Annotated in this window: 16 protein-coding genes; 10 read left to right on the top strand and 6 right to left on the bottom strand. The window is 34.4% G+C overall.

Annotated elements, in window-relative coordinates:
- Window positions 1-213: 213 nt before the first annotated feature.
- Window positions 214-1,701, bottom strand: coding sequence for a hypothetical protein (locus ACFSR1_RS08545; protein WP_378291555.1), 1,488 nt, complete (start codon window positions 1,699-1,701; stop codon window positions 214-216).
- A gap of 179 nt (window positions 1,702-1,880) precedes the next feature.
- Here ACFSR1_RS08545 and yiaA point away from each other — a divergent pair, with 179 nt between their 5' ends.
- The 6 genes from yiaA (at window position 1,881) to ACFSR1_RS08515 (ending at window position 6,045) form a co-directional block, all read left to right on the top strand.
- Window positions 1,881-2,357, top strand: a complete 477-nt coding sequence (gene yiaA, locus ACFSR1_RS08540; protein WP_378291553.1) for an inner membrane protein YiaA — start codon at window positions 1,881-1,883, stop codon at window positions 2,355-2,357.
- Window positions 2,358-2,481: 124 nt separating this feature from the next.
- Window positions 2,482-3,267 (top strand): hypothetical protein, encoded by a 786-nt coding sequence (locus ACFSR1_RS08535; protein ID WP_378291552.1) that lies wholly within the window; start codon window positions 2,482-2,484, stop codon window positions 3,265-3,267.
- Window positions 3,268-3,273: 6 nt separating this feature from the next.
- On the top strand, window positions 3,274-3,561 hold the full coding sequence (locus tag ACFSR1_RS08530; protein WP_378291550.1) for a hypothetical protein: 288 nt from the start codon (window positions 3,274-3,276) through the stop codon (window positions 3,559-3,561).
- 217 nt (window positions 3,562-3,778) lie between these two features.
- Window positions 3,779-5,062: a DUF2157 domain-containing protein gene (locus tag ACFSR1_RS08525; protein ID WP_378291548.1), complete on the top strand. Its 1,284-nt coding sequence runs from the start codon at window positions 3,779-3,781 to the stop codon at window positions 5,060-5,062.
- A gap of 12 nt (window positions 5,063-5,074) precedes the next feature.
- Entirely contained in the window at window positions 5,075-5,626 is a 552-nt protein-coding gene (locus ACFSR1_RS08520) for a GDYXXLXY domain-containing protein (RefSeq protein WP_378291546.1), read from the top strand.
- A 74-nt stretch (window positions 5,627-5,700) separates the two neighbouring features.
- Window positions 5,701-6,045 carry a DUF6515 family protein gene (locus ACFSR1_RS08515; RefSeq protein WP_378291544.1) on the top strand — a complete coding sequence of 115 codons (345 nt, stop codon included), beginning with the start codon at window positions 5,701-5,703 and terminating at the stop codon, window positions 6,043-6,045.
- 92 nt (window positions 6,046-6,137) lie between these two features.
- Here the strand turns inward: ACFSR1_RS08515 and ACFSR1_RS08510 are convergent, their stop codons facing one another.
- The gene (locus ACFSR1_RS08510; RefSeq protein ID WP_378291542.1) at window positions 6,138-6,755 is read right to left on the bottom strand and encodes an SPOR domain-containing protein; all 618 of its coding nucleotides are present in this window, start codon (window positions 6,753-6,755) and stop codon (window positions 6,138-6,140) included.
- A 617-nt stretch (window positions 6,756-7,372) separates the two neighbouring features.
- Here ACFSR1_RS08510 and ACFSR1_RS08505 point away from each other — a divergent pair.
- Window positions 7,373-11,767: a T9SS type B sorting domain-containing protein gene (locus ACFSR1_RS08505; protein WP_378291540.1), complete on the top strand. Its 4,395-nt coding sequence runs from the start codon at window positions 7,373-7,375 to the stop codon at window positions 11,765-11,767.
- Window positions 11,768-11,802: 35 nt separating this feature from the next.
- The gene (locus ACFSR1_RS08500) at window positions 11,803-12,801 is read left to right on the top strand and encodes a PorP/SprF family type IX secretion system membrane protein (protein ID WP_378291538.1); all 999 of its coding nucleotides are present in this window, start codon (window positions 11,803-11,805) and stop codon (window positions 12,799-12,801) included.
- Between the two features lie 74 nt (window positions 12,802-12,875).
- Here the strand turns inward: ACFSR1_RS08500 and ACFSR1_RS08495 are convergent, their stop codons facing one another.
- Complete coding sequence (locus ACFSR1_RS08495) at window positions 12,876-14,453, bottom strand: hypothetical protein (protein ID WP_378291537.1); 1,578 nt, start codon at window positions 14,451-14,453, stop codon at window positions 12,876-12,878.
- 146 nt (window positions 14,454-14,599) lie between these two features.
- Window positions 14,600-16,291: a lysine--tRNA ligase gene (lysS, locus tag ACFSR1_RS08490; protein WP_378291535.1), complete on the bottom strand. Its 1,692-nt coding sequence runs from the start codon at window positions 16,289-16,291 to the stop codon at window positions 14,600-14,602.
- A gap of 267 nt (window positions 16,292-16,558) precedes the next feature.
- Here lysS and ACFSR1_RS08485 point away from each other — a divergent pair, with 267 nt between their 5' ends.
- Both ACFSR1_RS08485 and ACFSR1_RS08480 read left to right on the top strand, forming a co-directional pair.
- Window positions 16,559-17,137, top strand: a complete 579-nt coding sequence (locus ACFSR1_RS08485) for a hypothetical protein (protein ID WP_378291533.1) — start codon at window positions 16,559-16,561, stop codon at window positions 17,135-17,137.
- A 505-nt stretch (window positions 17,138-17,642) separates the two neighbouring features.
- Window positions 17,643-18,821: a TolB family protein gene (locus ACFSR1_RS08480; RefSeq protein WP_378291531.1), complete on the top strand. Its 1,179-nt coding sequence runs from the start codon at window positions 17,643-17,645 to the stop codon at window positions 18,819-18,821.
- 172 nt (window positions 18,822-18,993) lie between these two features.
- Here the strand turns inward: ACFSR1_RS08480 and ACFSR1_RS08475 are convergent, their stop codons facing one another.
- Complete coding sequence (locus tag ACFSR1_RS08475; protein WP_378291529.1) at window positions 18,994-19,878, bottom strand: hypothetical protein; 885 nt, start codon at window positions 19,876-19,878, stop codon at window positions 18,994-18,996.
- Between the two features lie 260 nt (window positions 19,879-20,138).
- Entirely contained in the window at window positions 20,139-20,630 is a 492-nt protein-coding gene (locus ACFSR1_RS08470; protein ID WP_378291527.1) for a DUF1573 domain-containing protein, read from the bottom strand.
- Between the last annotated feature and the right edge of the window lie 64 nt (window positions 20,631-20,694).

Here is a 20,694-nt window from a genome sequence, read left to right as displayed (position 1 = left end):
TTTATCGGCCGAAGATAAAGAAATACCTATGGGTTAGTAGTGAAAAGAAAGTTAAAACCTACTTTAGAATATTTACCGTTTTAAAAAATAGAAAAACCTTTAGCTTTTTAAGATTTAAAATGCTTTAATAGTTTAATAATGAGGTACAGATGCATATGGTTTAGCTAATGATTTATTGAGAATGTAGTTAGACTTATTAAATAATAGATATTATCAGGATTGATGCACTACTTCCAGTGTGGTTTGATATAAGTCTGATTTTAGAACCCAAGCTTTTAACCAGGCATAAAAGCTCATAGCAAATATATCTTCCTGATCTGGGCTGTTTCGTATTAAGGACTGTTCAATTCTAGCCAAAAATACTTTTGTATCTATAGCGTTACTGTTTAAATAAAAATTGTTTGCCAGTGATAAGAATTCTAACACACGGTCCTCATTGTTATTTTTTAAATAGCTAGTGTGTTTTTTTCTAAAACTTTTTATTCTGGATTCTACTAAATCTATATGGTCTAATTCTATATGGAGCAATATTTCAGTCAGATTCTTTTTGATGACCCAGATGATTCCCGCTTTTTCGGTATACCAGGTATCGCTATGGTGTAATTCATTGTAAAGTCTTAGAGCTTCTTTGCATCTGGATTGCTGAAAGTAAAACACAATTAACGATAGTTTTAAGTCTAAAATGTAATTGGTTTGATCTTTAAATTGCTTGTAATCAAAATCTTCAAGGGCTGTTATTGCTTTTTCTGCTTTGCCATTATAATTATCATTTAGGACTTTAAGTAGTTGCAGTTGCGGAAGAAACCTTCTATAATATTTCTCTCTTTGTTTGGTCATCTGTTGCTTCATCTTTTTTAAATATTCTTGAGAAGCGACAAAATCTTTATTCCTAAAATAAGAATTGGCAACATAATAGAGTATCTGAATATGGTAGAATAAATGCTTGTCTGTAAGCTGTTCTTTTGATTCAATTTGCTGATATGTCTTCTCTACAAAAGAAAGAATCGAATGGAAATTACGAGCTACATTTGCAGCTTGATTTATGATTTCGAGTATTTTAAAAAGTGATCTAAATGTAAGATCCTCGGTAATCGAGATATGATATGTATTCAGAGAATCTCTTACAATTTTTGAGATGTCACTACTGTTTTGTAAAAGCTTATTCTGGATATTTGCGTAGAAAAGATTTAAGTTTTCTTCCTGCTGTAGTAATTTTTGATTGTATTTAAAGTCTCGTATTAAGGTTTCTAACGGAGTATTCGGATCTACGTGTGCGTATTGAATTTTAGTATAATAAATCTCGTGTAGAACACTAAAAAGATCATAACTTTTAGCTTTTAATTCTGCTTTTTTTATTGTCTTTAAAGCAATTTTGTATTGCTTTTGCTCGAAGAAAATTCTACTGGCAAGAATAAGTTTAAAGATTTCCATCTCTTCTGAAGTCTCACTTTTAAAACTTTTGGCAGCGATAAAATCAATAAGGTTATCATGTAATCTTTTACAAAGGGCGTGAAAAGCACCTTTTGAAGGTTTGCCATATAATCGTATATCTAAGTCTTTATCGTCTGATGAGGTGTTTAAAAGCTTGAATAACTGAATGTTTTTGGTGTCGTTTCTTTTATTTTTTTGTTTAAGGTTATTGATGAAACTTCTCTTTTCTTCAGGAGATAAGGTAGCAATTATAGAAGAAAGTGTATTCATGATATCGTAAGTATATAGAGCTTAAAAATACTATAAATATTGAATATACTTATAAAAAATCTAAAATATATCGTAAGTTTTTTATGAATATTGAGTTTTTTGACTAACCAAATCGTTGCAAATTTGTCCTGTTCAAAACAAACAATTGAAATAAAATTTAATCATCAAAATCAATTATTATGGACTACAAGTTTAGTAACGATGTAACCGAAGAAATTATCAATGATAACATCGATAAAAACGAAATCAAAGTATATGATCAAAAACCAACACCAGCTTTTATAGGAGCTTCCTGGGTAGCGTTGTTTGCTGGTATGGTGTCCTTTTGTACCGGTTTATGGAATGCCGAAATGATGCTTAATGAAAAAGGGTATTACTTCACCATTTTACTATTTGGATTGTTCTCTGCAGTATCGGTTCAGAAAAATGTACGAGATAAACTGGAAGGATTACAGGTAACAGAAATTTATTATGGAATTAGTTGGTTTGCGGCATTAGCATCCATTGTTTTACTGATCATAGGGTTGTGGAATGCAGATCTGGATTTAAGCGAAAAAGGGTTCTATGGGATGTCATTTACCCTCAGTTTATTTGCTGCGATTGCAGTACAAAAAAACACCAGAGACAAAAAATTCATTGAAAGTAAGGAGATTTAATTGGAAGATTGATCAAAAGGAGGAACCGCGGCAATGTGGTTCCTTGTTTTGATGATTAGGAAAGACAGCTACAATGCTGTGGCTGTCTTTTTAATATAGAATGCTAATAAACTAATAAATCAAAATGTATAAAAATATAATAACAGGTATTGTGTTTTTAATATCAATAATAGTATTTCCACAGGATAAAGGAACCGCTTTGTACTTAAAAGGGAATGAGAATTTTAAAAAAGGAGAGTATAAGAAAGCGATTAAGAATTATACTCAGTTAATTGAAAAAATAGATGTAGATCTTGTTAAAAAAACAGGATACATCAATAGAGGACTATCAAGGGATAGGCTAATGCAATATGATTTGGCGATTCAAGATTTTACAGAAGCTATTAAGCTTGATAGTACAGACATGGCTTCTTTTGTAGATAGAGCAATTTCCAAAATGAATGCTGCGTATTTAGAACGGGCAAAGGAAGATTTCCAATATGTAATCAACGAGAACAGTAATAGTAAAATGATAGAGTCATCCTTGTATTGGATGTCAAGAATTAATTATTCTCAAGGAAAGTATCGTGAAGTAATTAAGAACTGTGATGAATATTTTCAAGTAAACTCCACAGACCCGGAACTTTACTTTATTCGGGGCACTGCTAATGATATGCTTATGAACTTTGAAAAATCAATTGTAGATTATTCAAAGGCGATAGAATTATTTCCAAATTATTTTCAAGCATATGCAAACAGAGGTACAGCCAAGATTAATTTATTAACAGGAAGCGGAAATATTCAGCCTTCAAAAAAAGAAACAAAAAGTGCCTGTAAAGACCTAAAGAAAGCAAGAGAATTAGGTGATACATCGGTTGAAGACTTGATTTATATTTATTGTAAAAAAGAAAGACAGAACAGAAATAAATAATTTGAAATGCAAAGATTGAAGCAATATTTAAAGAGTACACTGACATTATTTCTAATTCTAGGTGTTTTATCTTTTGTTTTTGGAATTCCTTCTGGAATTTATGGATTAACTCTTAATGGCGGAGCGAGTTTAGGTGGAGTTTTAATTTTAAGTGGTGTTGTTATTTTTGTGCCATTTTTTCTATTAGATCGAATTCTGGTACAGCACATAAAACCGCTCAAACTCTCAATGTTTGAATTAATTTTTAGCTTGATCATTTTGTTGTGTTATAGTATCCAACAAAGTTATCTCTAATTAACTCAACCGGTTGTGAATTTAGAATGAAATGTAAAAGAAAAGCGTCAATTCGAGTGAATTTTTGTAATGAAATGAAGAAAAATTGTATCGAGAATAGCTTTTCGGATTCAAAATCCTATTCTCGATACATCCGCCTGAGACGGACACTCGAATTGACGGATTTTGATAAATAAATCTAAATGTACAGCGGATTAACTCAATAACCATTCATATTATGAATTCAAAATTTAATAAAGAATTGAAAGAATTGGTCAGCAATCAGGTGATCTCTTCAGAGATTGCGGATAATATAGTGCAATATTATGATCAGAAGCGAGCATCTAAACCTAATCGGTTGTTTACCATATTTGGGATTTTTGGAGCATTGCTGGTTGGGTCCGGAATCATCCTGATGCTGGCACATAATTGGGATGATTTCTCGAGGTTAACAAAAACCATATTGGCATTTACACCACTTATTATTGGTCAATGTATTGCGGGTTTTTCTATTCTAAAGAATAAAAGCCGCACCTGGAAAGAGGCTTCAGGAACGTTTTTGTTTTTTGCGGTAGGAGCTAGTATATCTCTGGTGAGTCAGATTTATAATATTTCGGGCGATTTAGGAGCTTTTTTAAAGACTTGGACGATGCTTTGTTTACCATTGATTTACCTCCTAAGATCTCATGCGGTTATGTTACTTGTTATTTTATCAAGTACCTATTATGCTGCAGAAGTAGGTATCTGGAGTTATAGAAACGACGGTATTCCTTGGTGGTACTTTGTTTTTATGTCGGCAATCATACCACATTACTGGTTACAGATAAAGAGTCACATAGCTAGTAATGCAACCACAATTTTTAGTTGGGTGATACCATTGAGTATTGCCGTTGGCTTAGGAGCATTTATAAACGGTAATGAGGAATTAGGCTTTGTGATGTATATGACACTTTTTGGAATTTACTACAATTTGGGTAGACTCTCTGTATTTAATGAAGTAAGAACATTGAGAAACGGATTATTGATCGTAGGTTCTTTAGGAACGATTGTTTTGCTAATGATATTTACCTTCAGATGGCCTTGGAAAGAAATATATGATACAACTATGTACCAAGCACAAGAATTCTATATTTCATTATTTTTGGTAGCTATAGCGATTTCGATTTTGGTATATAGCATTATTAAAAAGGGGATTCGATCCATAAATCTGTTTCAGATTTCATTTCTAGCATTTTTGGGTTTATTCTTCTTATTTTCCGGAATGTCTTTGTTACCAATGATCTTGACAAATATGTTAGTTTTTGCATTAGGAATAACGGCTATAAAAATTGGTGCTGATAAGTTCAATTTTGGGATTCTTAATTATGGATTATTAATCGTTTCCATACTAATCACATGTAGATTTTTTGATACTGATATGAGCTTTGTAATACGGGGATTATTATTTGTTATTGTAGGAGTAGGCTTTTTCATGACCAATTATATGATGTTAAAAAGACAGCGGAAAAATCAAATTCATTAAAAACACACTAAAATGAAAATCATTTATTTATTAATTCTATTCGTAATAGTGGCGCTAGCTCAGATTTTTGTTCCGACCCAGATGATTTTGGGTAGCGAAGATGTTATAAACTCTGGTGTAGTCTATAAATTTAAAACCAGACCGATTGATCCAACAGATCCATTTAGAGGTAAGTATATTACACTGCAGTATGAGATGAATCATTTTAATACAGCAGATAGTAGCTATGTAGTAGGAGAGGAAATCTATATTTATCTTAAAAATGATGAAGAAGGCTTTGCAGAAGTTTCAGATATAAGTAAAACGCCTTTAGAAACCAAAAGAGATTATGTAACTGCTAGAGTAACATATTACTATAAAGGCAAAGTGAACTTTCAGTTACCTTTTAATACTTTTTACATGGAAGAAACAAAAGCATATGATGCAGAGTTGGCATATGCCAAAGCAAATAGAGATAGTTTGCCTAACAATGTCTATGCATTAGTGTATGTCAAGGATGATCAGGTAGTTCTTAAAGATGTGCTGATAGACGATATTCCTATACAAGAGTATGTAGAGAAATAATTTTTATTTAAAGGAATTAAACCTTTTTGAGTAGTAATAGTCATAATAATGAAGAACAAAAAAAGATGATTATTATGAAGACACTATTGAAAACACTGATATTAGGTATTTTGTTATCTACAGTAACTACATCTTGTGCAACTACAGTAAGAGTGCGTCCGGCAAATAGAGTGGTAGTGACCAAAGTACATAATCCTAGAATTGTAGTTCATAAAAATATAAAATACTATAGAAGCGGTGGTGTTTGGTATATCAAAAAGAATAGAAGGTACGTAACTGTTGCAGCTCCGATTGGTGTTCGCGTCAATGTGTTACCTAATGGTTATAGAGTCGTCAAAGTAAAAGGAGTAAGATATTACAGATATAAAGGAGTATACTACAAAAAATCCGGTAGGAATTATGTAGTGGTAAGTGTATAGTGAGTTTAGATTGAGTTGGTTAGTTTAGTTAAGAAAAATTCCTTGAAGTTTTATGAAGTAAAATGTCGAGGAATTTTCATTAAAAATGGCTATTACCAGGCTTCCTCAATTTTTAAACGTTTTCCGTTTTGGTAAGAAGCAATAAAAGCACCTCTAAATCCTAAACGGACTAATTCTCTCCGGAATTTTTTGGCTTCGGCCAACGTCGCAAAATTACCAAGGGCATATTTATTAAAGCTTCCGGCTTTGATCTCTTTAAAATTCACAAACTTATCTGAATAAAGGGATAAGTCTTTTTGTTCAAACGCTCCAATCTGAACAGCATATACCAATTGATCTTGTAAAGAAGCCTTTTCTTGTATGTCATCTGTATCATTTCCGGCGGCATTGATCTCCTGATCCATAGATAGGTTTTTGATCGTTTCTTCAAGTTCAGCAATTTTGTTCTTAAGCATTGAAGATTCTTTGTTAGCTTCACTTTTCGCAATCATCCCATCAGAAGTTCCAAATTTCATAAAATATACTGTTCCGGCAATCCCAAGAAGGGCGATAATTCCTAATATGATAGTTGCTATTTTAAACTTTCTGGTGTTTTCCTGCTCGTCTCTAAGGGCTTTGGTATGTGCGAAGTTGGTAACACGTTTCGCTTCGTTGGCTTCGTCTATCTGAACCTGGAAATCCAGTAGTTCATCATCACTAATGTAAGGCATGATTTGTGGTTTTAATATGTTCAAATATAGGAGATTATTGTTTTACCCAAAAATTAAATTACTGATAAACCGTAACCCCTTGATTCTGCGGATATGTTTTTGGTAGATTTTTTCTAAATAGAATAGTATAGAAATGAAGGAATAAAAAGGATTTAAAAATAGAAAGATAGCTGTCCTTCTTAGCCAAATTAGCTTGGCTATTTCATAAAGTACATAAAGGAAATGTAGGATTTTTTCTTATGGAAAATATTAAATTGAATATTAAGGTTCGCACAACGACGTTTACTCACATGATGTCGAATACTTGTGAAAATTGAAAATATTATAAATACTAGTACGTTATCTTTTTTTCAGTAATCTATTTTAAAGATCTTCCCACCCTAAATCAAAATAGAGTACTGCTGGTTTTACCATACACAAAACTTAACCGACGTGAACATAGGAATATACCTGAAGGTACCTTTATTGCTTTTTCTTGTATCAACTACAAGGTTGTTGTTTTTACATTTTTTTTTGAAAGTGCACATAAGTGCGCTTAAAAGTGTATGCAATTGCTTCCTATTTACTTATACCATAAAATTCTTTTATAAAATCCAACTTATTAAAAACCAACTATTATGATACGTAAACTGTTTATCAATTGCGTAGCACTTTTTTTATTTGCCTTTAGTTATGGGCAAACTGTTACCTTTCAGACCGATGATGGGCTGACAGCTAAAACTATTTGTAAGGGAACTGAAATTCAATTAAATTTAGAGATAGATCCTCCCAGACCATCAGGAGGTACCAGTACTTATAATGTACAATGGGAAAAAACGACGAATCCTACTTTTATAAGAAATTGTCAATTTCCGAGTGCTGATAATTCTTGTTCATTTTACCGAGATGTTCCTCTAGTTACCACAACCTATACGGTTACTGTTAATGGTGGATCTGCTGGTCCTGTTTCAGAAAGTATTGTCATTACTGTTGAAGACCTCTCTAATCCAGGTTTGAACACCACTATGTTTTTATGTGGTAGAACAGGCATCATTAATTTATTCGATGAACTAGATGGGGGACCAGATCCAGGAGGTACCTGGAGTAATGGTACCGGAACTTATGACACATCAGATCCCAATGGAGGAGCTTTTACCTATACCATAGATAATGGTGGAGAATGTCCTGCGGTAAGTGCAGTGATTACTGTAAAGCCTTGTGGCGATAATGATACTGATAATGATGGTGTTCCCGATGTTACAGATAATGATGATGACAATGATGGTATTCCTGATACTACAGAAGACGGGTTTTGTACTGCTGTAACAACCACTCCTATATTTGTTTTAGAGGAAGATTTTGGCTTTGGAGGGCCTACAAGGAGTAGATATTCAGAAGGTTTAGGATTAACGTATAATCCACTTTTACCCGATGATCGCTTTAGTGATGGAGAATATAATGTAGCAACCTCTACGTATTTTAGAACTGCCGGAGGCTTTGATGCAACATTCCTTTCTACAGATTTAATTGGTGAAGTTGATGCTAATGGAGATGTTGATGGGAGATACCTCGCCATCAATATGAAGTCTGGTGTTTTTGCAGACAGGCCGGTTTTTGTGGCAGAAAACTTACCGGTTACACCTGGTTTAGCATATGATTTTAGTATGTCTATTGCAAGTCTAAATAATAATGCAGGAGAAATACCGGCGAACCTCACAATCGAAGTGGTGGATCAAGCTACAAATACAGCGATTTTTACACAAAACTCAGGAGAGATAGCCAACGGTACGGATAACTGGATTCTTGTACAAAGTTCCTTTATTCCGGATCCTGCAGTCAATGTGGTTAGCATACGGGTTATTAACAGACAAGGTACAGATGGCGATGGAAACGATATAGGAATAGATAATATTTTTCTTTCTACAAACGCATGTGATTTTGACCGAGACGGAATTCCTAATTCTCAGGATTTAGATGCTGATAATGATGGTATCTACGATATCGTAGAATCAGGAAATGCCGCTGCAGATGGCGATGGAGATGGTCGTTTTGATGGAGCGATTAATGCGGATGGAACATCAACCACAGTAGTCCACAATGTGATAAATTCTGATGGAGACTCAAATCAAAATTTTCTGGATATAGATGCGGATGGTGATGGTATTATCGATCATGTAGAAGGGCAGTCAACTGCTGGTTATATAGCACCAAGTGGCGTAGATGGAGATTTTAATGGAGTGGATGATAGCTACGATACTAATGGGACTCCAATTGTTCCTGTAAATAGTAATACGACGGCTGCTCCTGATTATAGAGATCTAAACTCAGATCCGGTATCAGGGGATTGTCTGGAGGATACCATAGAAGCCTTCGATACAGATCAGAATGGAATTCCGGATATACTTGCTAGTGGTGCAGACAGTGATGGAGATGGATTGGACGATGCTTTTGATACGGTAGTTTTAGATCGATTAACAGGAAATACGAATGCAAACAATGGAGGAACAGTTCCAACTGATTTTCCTAATAACCATAACCCTTTGACCGATGAAAGAGATTGGAGAGAAGAGATAGGTGATGTGGATATTGGGGCACTAGCGATTACAGTATGTGACCCTGTCGATTTATTCGATGAGTTACCCGTAGGAACATTAACAACGGGAACTTGGACTGTTCCGGCGACAGGCACTGCGCTAACGGGAGGTCATTTAGGAACATTAGACCCTGCTGCGACAGGTATTTTGGATGGAGTATATATCTATACCCTTCCGGTGTTATCCGCAGGATGTCCACCTATTAGATATTTATTAGATGTTACCATTGATGATGCTTGTCAATGCCCGGATATAGACGAGCCGGTTGTACCCGCAACACCTGTAACTACCTGTATAGATGCAGACCCTTTACCGTCCGTAACAGTTACCCTTGCTACTGGTTTAGAAGGCCGTTGGTACTTAGCAGATGGAATAACACCTATAGCAAGAGCTCAGAATACAGATACATTTACACCTCTAAGATCAGAATTGGTATTAGGTGATAATATATTTAAAGTAGAAGCATACGAACCAACTGGAATGTGTGCTAGTGATATGGTAGATGTAATTATTATGGTGACGGCTGCACCCGAAGCTGGAGAACCTAATGATACACCACCTGTACCGGTTTCATTATGCGAAGGAGATACTAGCATAATTAACTTGTTTGACGAATTAACAGGAGAAGATGCTGGAGGTGTTTGGACAGATCCTATAGGTACTGTAGTTCCTGGAGGAACCATTTCTGCAAGTGCAAATATTCAAGGAGATTATACGTACACAGTGATCAGTAATGGTTGTACAGATACAGTTGTGATTTCTGTAGTTATAAGTACTGTTCCTACTTTAACTTTTGGAGGAACAACCTGTGCTGCTGATCGCATCACATACGATGTGTCGTTTAATACCAACGGGACCTGGGATATTTCAGTTGATCCGGCTAATGATGTAACTATCGATGTTGCTAATTCAATAATTAGTGGAATTCCGGCTGGAGTTGATATAACAATTCTGGCTATGAATCCTGCAAATGATAGCTGCGAGGGCACTTTGTTGGTTACCGCTCCGGATTGTAATTGTCCTTTCGTTGCAGAACCAACGAACCCTAGTACTGAAAGTATATGTGTAGGTTCAACAGCACCAATATTATCCGTTGATGTATTACCTGGTCAAACAGCTAATTGGTATGATGCAAATGGAAATCCATTGATTACCAATAGTACCACATATACACCAACAGATGCAGCGGTTGGAAACTATATATATAATGTAGAAGCATTAGATACAGCAGAAAACTGTGTTAGTGATCAAATTGAAGTTACTTTTCAAATTCTGGATATTCCGGTGATAGATCCTTTAGATCCTGTCTCTGCGTGTGAATCCTATGAATTACCGAACCTTGAAGTAGGGAACTATTTTACGCAAATGAATGGAGCGGGTGCTCAATTAAATGCGGGAGAAATTATCACTACGAGTCAGACAATATATGTATATGCCGAGACGGGAACAACGCCTAATTGTTTTGATGAGAAAGTACTGGATATTACCATTAATCCATTGCCTAATCCAGTAGCACCAGTAAATCCAGGAGAACGTTTTTGTGAGAGTTATACGTTACCGGTTTTACAAAATGGCCAAGGTTATTATACTGCTCCAGAAGGAGGCGGGACACAGCTGAATGCTGGTGATGTAATCCGAACAAGTCAAACTATTTTCTTACGAGAAGTGGATACCAATAGCTGCGCAAATGAGGTTCCTTTTTTTGTTGAAATTACAAATATTGAAGAACTAGAAATTGAAACAGGAATTATATGTGTAGGACCTACGACAACAACTTCATTTCTGATAAATACGGAGCTGAGTGATGTAGATTTTTCTTTTGAATGGAGTTTTGAAGGAACGCTAATCCCGGGAGCTACTCAATCTTCTTACGAAGCAACACAAGCCGGAACATATACTGTGATATTTACTGATGTGATATCCACTTGTTCAGGGAGCTCAGTGGTTACAATTACAGGTGTGAATGATCCTGTAAGCCTCGATCTTCAATTGACCTCAGGATCTTTTGGAGATAGTAGTGATATTATTGCTACTGTTACCGGCGATAGTACTTATGAGTATATTCTGGATAATGGAAGCCCTCAAGACAGTAACACATTTACAAATGTTTCTATCGGAGCACACGAGGTTACAGCTGTGGATATCAATGGATGTGGTTCCATTACGGCATCAATATTTGTTGTTGGGTTCCCTACCTTCTTTACTCCAAATAATGATGGAATTAATGATCAATGGGGAGTTGTAGGAAACGAGGAAACCCCGGATATGGATATATTCATTTTTGACAGATATGGGAAACTTCTTCAACAGTTGAATACTGAGAATCAATGGGATGGAACATACGGAGGGAAACCGTTACCAGCGACTGATTATTGGTTTGTAGCAGAATTCAAGGATGGATCAGCCACGTACAGAAGACACTTTACACTAAAACGATAATGGAAACATTATCTCTCTATTTCAAAACAAAAAAGATGAAATTTACAAGAATATGTCTAGCAACAATAATGGTGTTGTTGTTTACAGGATTTGGAACTGCCCAAGAAGGTTTATCTATATATTCAGATTATCTAACAGATAATTATTATTTATTGCACCCGTCCATGGCTGGTGCAGCTAATTGTTCGCAAGTTAGATTAACCGGACGTAGAAATTGGATTGGAGAAGAAAATAGTCCAGGATTATATACTGCAGCATATAACGGTAGAATCGGTAATTCTCAATCAGGGATTGGTGCAATCGTCTATAATGATAAAAATGGATTTTCTTCACAAACAGGTGGGTATGTAACCTATGCGCATCATTTGATGTTTTCTAGTAGTGAGGCAGATCTCAATCAGTTGTCTTTAGGTTTAAGTGCTGGTATTATTCAGTATAGATTGGATCAGACCCGATTTGATCCTAACGATCCTTTGGTGGGACCTGGATCTATTAGTGAAGGCGAATTTAATATGGATATTGGATTTTCTTATAATCTATATAACTTTTATACCCACGTGACGGTAAAAAATCTATTGAAAAATTCCGGAATCAATAATGATTTACAAGTCGTCAACAACCTAAGAAACTATTTGGTATCGGTTGGATATGTTTTTGACCGTCCCGGAAAAACTTTTTCGTATGAACCTTCTGTTTTATTTTCTCATAGAGAAGGAGTAGAGCAATCAAGTATCGATTTTAATCTGAAAGTCTACAGCGATATGAATTTCGGAAAACTATGGGGAGGATTATCCTATCGTAGAAGCTTTGATTCTATAGATTTTGTAGAAGGATCCGAAATAAGAAGTCAATCCTTGAACTATGTTACTCCTTTTATCGGAGTTAATTTTGGAAAATATATGTTCGCATATACGTATTCTTATCAATCAAATCCTGTGACGTTTAATAATGGTGGTTTTCATCAAATCACATTAGGAATTGATTTTTCTTGTCGAGCAAAAAAATATGCGTGTTATTGCCCTTGGGTAGAATAATCGTATCGATAGTAATTAGCCAAAAAACGCAACCGATCAGGTTGCGTTTTTTATCATTAGTATAGAATAGACAACTATTCTACAACACAATTGGTTAGATCTTTACAGAATTGAAGTAAATCTTCCTGATTGTTTTTATATTCTTTGTTTGCCACTTTTTCCTGAATTGTAGAACATCCTTCTGCTAATTTGGTCAAATTCTTTTTAAAACCAAATACATATCCGGTAGACATCGTGGATTTTCCTTTTTCACTTCCGGCAGGAAGGATCACAAGCTCTTTATTGTTAAAAAGGTATAGGTTGATCTTTTCAGACTCAAATAAAACTTTACATAGTTTGTCTGTTGCGCCTCCTAATATCATTTGACCTGCATCAACTTCTCCATTTTTAATCGAAGATTCTTTAAATTTTATATTTCTAAAATGATCTCCGTCAACGAATACCAATTCTTTGCACTTTTTAGCTTTTCTAACTCTGGTGCCAAAAGGTTTACCATTCTGGTCGTATTCTACAGTTTTTAAGCTGTAGGCGATATTATTTATATCCGAAGTTTTAATATCTACCAGGGTGGTATCATTTTCTTTGGTAATTAAATATGCTTTATTAACTTCAATTTCAGCAACTTCATTTTCCTGGCTGTCTTCTTGCTGATTACTTAGATCTTCTGTAACTACTTCAAAATGGCGTGTCTTAGTTTTATTAGCTTCAAATTCTTTTAATAAATCATCAGCAATTTCATTAAGATACTTTCCGTCAGACTTATCATAATCATTATCAATTAATTTCTGGGCATACTCTTTAGTTTTTTCAGGCATATCCAGGTAGTAGTAGATTTTTGCAATATTGTAATAACTGGCATATCTTACTTTTCGAATTTTTCTTTTATCACCTTGATAGTTCGGGATTACACTATTAAAGTAATCAATCACCGGCTGAACTTCTGCTTTTAGAGAATCAATAGATTTGTTATGCTCCATTTTCTCGAAAGCCGTTTTTAATGCTTGATATGCTTCCTGATGTTTTGTGAATTCAGGATGTTTTTTCGTAGCCAATATCCAGAAAAATTCTCGTTCGTGAGATTCTATATCATATCCATATGTTCTAAGAAGATGACGTTTTGCTGAATTTTTAAATTGACTTCGGTGTTCACTTCTATATTTATCTCTTAAACTGTGGCGGTTATTGTTATAATACTCCTGCGCACCTTTGTAAGAATTGAATGATTTACTGGTATAACTATAGCTTTCAGAATAACTTTTGTCATATGATTCTGCGGTTATCGCATTGCTTACTGATAAGGTAGCAGAAGAAGAGTAACTTACATTAGCAGTATAGGTATAGCTTACCGAAAGTACTTTTCCTTCTTTGTCTTTTCTTTCGTGTTTTTCTTTTTTAATATCTACAGTTCCTATTTTAGTACCATTAAACTTATAATTGATGTCAAGGGTCCCTCCTGATTTTACCTTTGAAAACCCTGGGATTTTAATCGAACCTGTATTTATAGAATACGTTCTTTTACTATCATCCAAAATAGGTTTTGATGGAAGATTAACGTAAGAGGTTTTGAAGTTTTCTCGGTCTAAATTGGCTCTTTGCGCAATAGATACGGTACATAGCAGAGATGCTACACAAAAAAGTAGTATTTGTTTCATTAATAAGGGGCTTTTTTTTAACGGCGCGAAAATAGTTAAAAAAATGTTAATTAAAACAAAATGAATTATTTTAACTATTGTTCAACCAAAAAAGCGTTTCCAGAATGGACTGAAAACGCTTTTTTGTTTTAAAAGAGTTGTATGTTTTACTCAGCTACTTCTACAATCAGACTATCATCTGTTTTGGTAACTTTGGTAAGCCCAAGTTTCGAAAGACCTTTCATTCCTTTATCCCAGGCTTTATTACTTAATCCGGAAGCCGTTTTTAGATCTGCCAGAGCCATGCTTTGTTCTTTTTTGATAATCTCAAAAATAGCTTTTTCGTTATCATTCAATTCTACCTGCTTTTTTTCAGGTCTCATCTGCGGAAAAAACAATACCTCTTGTATCGATTGATTATTCGTTAGATACATAATCAATCGGTCCATTCCGATTCCCATTCCGGATGTTGGTGGCATACCATATTCTAAAGCTCTGATAAAATCGTTATCGATAAACATGGCTTCATCATCACCTTTTTCACTTAGTTTTAATTGTGCCTCAAAACGTTCACGTTGATCGATAGGATCGTTCAACTCAGAATATGCATTGGCAATTTCTTTTCCACATACCATCAATTCAAAACGTTCTGTTAGTTCCGGGTTATCTCTGTGCTCCTTACATAAAGGACTCATTTCTTTCGGATAATCTGTGATAAATGTTGGTTGGATGTAGTTTCCTTCGCATTTTTCTCCAAAAATCTCATCGATCAATTTTCCTTTCCCCATCGTTTCGTCCACTTCGATTCCCATTCCTTTGGCTGCTTCACGAATCTCTTCTTCAGATTTTCCTGTGATATCAAATCCGGTAAAATGTTTGATAGAATCAGTCATAGTTACACGCGCATAAGGAGTTTTGAAATTGATGGTGTGTTCTCCAAAAGTAGCTTCGGTAGTACCATTTACTGCAATAGCACAATGTTCTACCAGGTTTTCAGTAAACTCCATCATCCAGTTATAGTCTTTGTAAGCTACATAGATTTCCATGGCCGTAAACTCAGGATTGTGAGTTCTATCCATTCCTTCATTTCTAAAGTTTTTAGAAAACTCATACACACCTTCAAAACCACCTACGATTAATCGTTTTAGATATAACTCGTTTGCGATACGCATATATAAAGGAATATCTAAAGAATTATGATGTGTTACAAAAGGACGCGCCGCAGCACCACCCGGTATTGGTTGTAGTATTGGCGTTTCTACTTCAAAATATCCTTTGCTATTAAAGAACTCACGCATCGCATTAAAAAGCTTTGTTCTTTTAACGAATACATCTTTCACGTGCGGATTTACTACCAGGTCTACATAACGCTGGCGGTATCGTAACTCAGGATCCGTAAACGCATCGTGTACATTGCCATCCGCATCCGTTCTTGGTTGAGGTAACGGTTTTAGGGTTTTACTTAATAAGGTAAAGTCTTTTACCATCACAGTTTTTTCACCCACCTGCGTGGTAAAAAGTTCTCCTTCTACACCAATAAAGTCACCAATGTCGAGTAGTTTTTTATAAATCTCGTTGTATTTGGTTTTATCTTCACCGGTACAGATTTCATCTCTGTTAAAATACACTTGTATACGGCCATTAGAGTCTTGTAACTCTGCAAAAGAAGCTTTCCCTTGTATACGTCTAGACATTAATCTCCCGGCTATGACTACTTTTTTTCCTTCTTCAAATTGCTGTTTTATGTCTTCAGAAGTATGGTCCACAGGAAATAAAGCTGCCGGATAGGGATTAATACCTAAGTCGCGTAGCGTTTGTAGTTTCTCTCTTCTTACAAGTTCTTGTTCTGATAATTGCATAATGCTGCCGTTTTAAGCGTGCAAAGATACAAAGTATGATATTATCTTTCAATTGATTTTTAAGGATAGTAAGACTGAAATAATTTTAGGTTAAAAGTTATTTATTATGGAGGTGCTTATTAAGGAATTTACAAGTAAAAGTATGTTCAGTTTTATAATTTATTTCAGATAAATTACCTTTACCAAAGGTAAAAGCTTCTATATTGAAGGAAGTTTGGGAGAGACGAGTCTTTGATTTTAAAAGCTTTAGGGATAAAACTATAAAATATGATTAAAAGATATATCTATATTACAACTATTTTCTTATTTACTTTTTTGTCGTGTAAAAGTCAAAACGTTATTATTTTAGAATCTCTAAATAGAGAACTGACAAAGATTATTAACAAGGATAATGACATAAATAAGCTTAATAAAGATCATATTGAAGTGCGAGAAAAAGCTCTTTCAGATATTATAGAACATAGAAAAGAGTTCTTTTCGAAAGTTAATTTAAAAAAAACAGCATTTAAATTAATTGAAACGAGTCGCTTTAATAAGTCTTACATTGGAATTATTTTAGCAGATGATAATGATGTTTTTGTTTTTTCTATAAAGCGAGAGAAATCTGTATTCAAACAAACAAATTTTGATGATTATTCAACGAGTAATCCTAATGATATTAACTTGTATATTTTTAAAAATCTAAATGAAGATAAATTGGATGAGTTAATTAATCTAAGCAAAAAAGCAAAAAATCATCACGGAGAAACTTTCATAGTAACAACATCTGAAAATGGTGAAGTTGCTTCCAATATTATAAATACTTTTTTCATACAAGATAATCAAGGTAAACTAATATATTGGTAGAAACCCTAGTTTTAGAAAGTTTCCATATACACGGATAGTTGCAACTTCGTAGAGCTAAGAATATAAGACTTCAAGAACCTCAGTCCTCGCATGATATTAAAGTATAGCTATTATATATTTCCGAAGGGTGAGGTTCTCGAACCCTGAGCTGTCATAATGAGCTTGCCGAAGTTCTATAGAAATACAGTTATTATCGTAGTAAGAACCCTGAGGTACTCGAAGGGTGAGTAGGACATTAGGGGTATTTCTTACACTTGTTAAAATTAATACGGAATCTAAATTTTCTACTTTTTTAACACTTTATTTTGTTAAGGATCAGTACATTGTATCTCGTAACACAAATCAGAGTACAATCAACGCTATGGGGATAGCATCATCGTAATCTTTAGAAAACATAGACTTGTTCGTTTATAAAAACACTATAAACGATAATGTATAAGCGTACACACTATTTTAATAAAGAAGAAACCAGATGAGTTGTATTTGATCAACAAAAAAGTAATCCATGACATTGCAAAAAAACCTTTTGGGGCTGGTTTTTTTCTTTTTTTTGAATTCAACATTTTCTCAACAAGAACCACTAGCGCTAGCTAATGAAACATTGTATGAATATGCTTTTTCAGAAACAGCCAATCTTTATGAAAACACAACTGCCGTTGTAGAGGTAGCAACCATCACTAACGAGGTTCAAAAAAAACAGGAAGTCTATAACTTTCTATCTGATCGATCCGTCATTGCACACGAGACATCTGCAAATTTTATCATAGAATCATTACGCATCAACTCTAAAAATTCGGATTATGCTCCAAGTTTTTATAAAGGCGAGCTGGTATTTGCTTCTTCTCGTAATAGTAAATCCATGACGGTGATACTTCAGGAACATACTAATGAGCCTTTTTCGGATTTGTATATTACAGGTAAAAATATTCCTGATAAAGGGGTGTCAAAACTACAAGGTATGATCAATACTAAGTTTAATGAATCTTCTGCAACCTTTAGTCCAGATCAAAAAACGGTATATTTTACAAGGAATAATTATTCAAAAAGAAAGTTTAAAAGAAATTCTGATGGATATGTTTCATTAAAAATATATAAGGCAGATTATGTGAATGGTAAATGGAAAAACATAGAGGAATTGCCTTTTAGTAGTGATGAGTACTCTATAGCACATCCCGCATTATCACCCGATGGTAGATTTATGTATTTTGCTAGTGATATGCCAGGAAGTTATGGGCAATCTGATCTTTACGTAGTAGAAATTTTTGAGGATGGTACTTATGGTACACCACGAAATTTGGGAGATAAGATTAATTCTCCAGGGAGAGAGACTTTTCCATATATTAGCGATAGAGGTACTTTGTTTTTTGCCAGTGATGGACATGAAGGTCTTGGAGGCTTGGATATTTTTATGGTATTACCTAATAGAACAACTGGCTGGTCGATTTATAATTTGGGAGCTCCTATAAACAGTGTGAAAGACGATTTTACGTTTATTATTAATGAGGAAAATAACACAGGATATTTTGCTAGTAATCGAATCAATGGAAAAGGTGGAGATGATATTTACGGATGTAAATTACTAGTTCCTTTGCTAGATTATCGGGATAATACACCTGCGATCAAAAGAAAGATAAAAAGGCATATGGATGTAAAACCTGTAACAGAAGAAATCACCTCTTTTTAAAAGAGTTATTACACTTTATTATTGGACTTTGCGCAACAAGAACTTTATAATCAAGACCTGTCAGGTTTTTAAAACCTGACAGGTCTCATTTTTGTTTGAAATACTTTGTTTTAACATAGAAACTCAAGTTATTTTACATCAAAGGAAAACCCTAAAGTAATGATGTTTTTCATTATAATGACTTCTTCAATTCTCCTATGGTGTTCTCGATTTTTTCATTTTTATCAAAATCTAAAGAGTGTTCATAGTGCTTTATAGCATCAGATATATTCTCGGTAATTACCAATTTATTGGCTAAACTTATATAAGCGTCGGCTTCTTTAGGAAATAGCAATGTATTAAACTTCAATATTTCTATAGCCTCTTTTTGCTTACCGGCAAAGAACAAAACATTAGCATAGGTATTTAATTCGTACAAACTTTTAGAAATAGCGCTGAATTCATTTATAAGCTTTTCAGAATTTTTGGATACGTAGTCTGTTCCTAATGTTTCAATAATAGTGTTCATTTTAGTTACAGAGGCATAGTTTGGTGTATAATTTCCGGATAGGATATCTTTCATATCTTCCTCTATAGTTTTTTTAGGAGATTCTACAATGCGATGCATCTCTTTTCCGTTTTTATAAAAAATAAAGGTTGGTACTCTATGGATATTTAAACCTTCTTGTTCACCTCCCGGACTTTGTTTATAGTGTTCCCGATCTGCCCGCACTGCAATAGTAGTCAATCGATTTATTGGAAACTCACTAGCATCTAGAACCTTATAAAAGTTTGGGACTTCTCTTTTGCTATCTCCGCACCAGGTTCCCATAAATATTTTGATCGTATACTTACGTAAATCGGTTTTGATGTCATCGATAATATCTTGTTTGGGTTCATAGGAATCATAGTTTTTAGAGAACCATTGGCTGTAAGGAGCTGTATTTAGTTTTTCAATATTGATTTTCCCACTAAGATAAGGTGTGCCTTTTGTATTAATCATTTCCTGATTAAAGGTTTGCGCAATTACGTGAGAAGAGATCACGAAAAAAATAACGAAGCGTAGTGTTGTTTGCATTAGAACGAGATTAAAATTTATATGGAAGTGTGTATAGAGAATATGTATTACAACCTAAGTAACGCGAGTTCGATCCTAAGGATTAGGCTTTTGATTAAAAATTCACTTACCTTCGATACAATCCCGATTACCATCGGGATCAATCTGCCTGACGTAAATTTTCTTCCATCGAGCTCACGTTAAGTATTATCGTTTCTATACGTATTGAATAACTTGAATAATAATACTTAGGTTGTTAAATTGTAGATTCTTTTCTTAGTTTATTTACTCAAAGGTATACCACTTGAAGCATTTTTAGCCTTTGGTGTAACCATAGCTTTTACTTTTAGGATTTCTTTTCCTGCAGCTGTATTGGTCGTGATGGTAACTTGTTTGTTTTGTAAGTTAGGTTTGCCATTGGTATTAAAAGTAACCAGCATTTCCTTAGTCGCACCAGGAGCAATGGGTTCTTTAGGCCAGTTAGAAACCGTGCAACCACAACTTCCTTTGGCATTGACAATTACTAAAGGAGCATTTCCTGTATTGGTAAAAGAAAAAGAATGTTCTAGTATGTCACCTTCTGCCACCGTTCCAAAATCAAATTCGGTTTCTGCAAAAGTCATCACAGGAGCCATCTTTTTATTAGGATCATTTAGATCACCTTGCATGGCAATAGTTTCAGCAGCGCTGTTTTTTTTAGTTTGATTATTACAAGATATCATAAGGCCAGAAGCGATCATTAGTAATAGTACAAAAGTGTTCTTTGTTTTCATGTCTTTACAATGTTTAGTTTATAATAGATTTAGAATTCTGATTCTGGATCAAAACTCTAGACAT

The organism is Aquimarina rubra (assembly GCF_042684305.1).
Taxonomy (GTDB): domain Bacteria; phylum Bacteroidota; class Bacteroidia; order Flavobacteriales; family Flavobacteriaceae; genus Aquimarina; species Aquimarina rubra.
The sequence above is the reverse complement of the archived record's forward strand: the minus strand, read 5'-3'. Positions and strand labels throughout refer to the sequence as shown.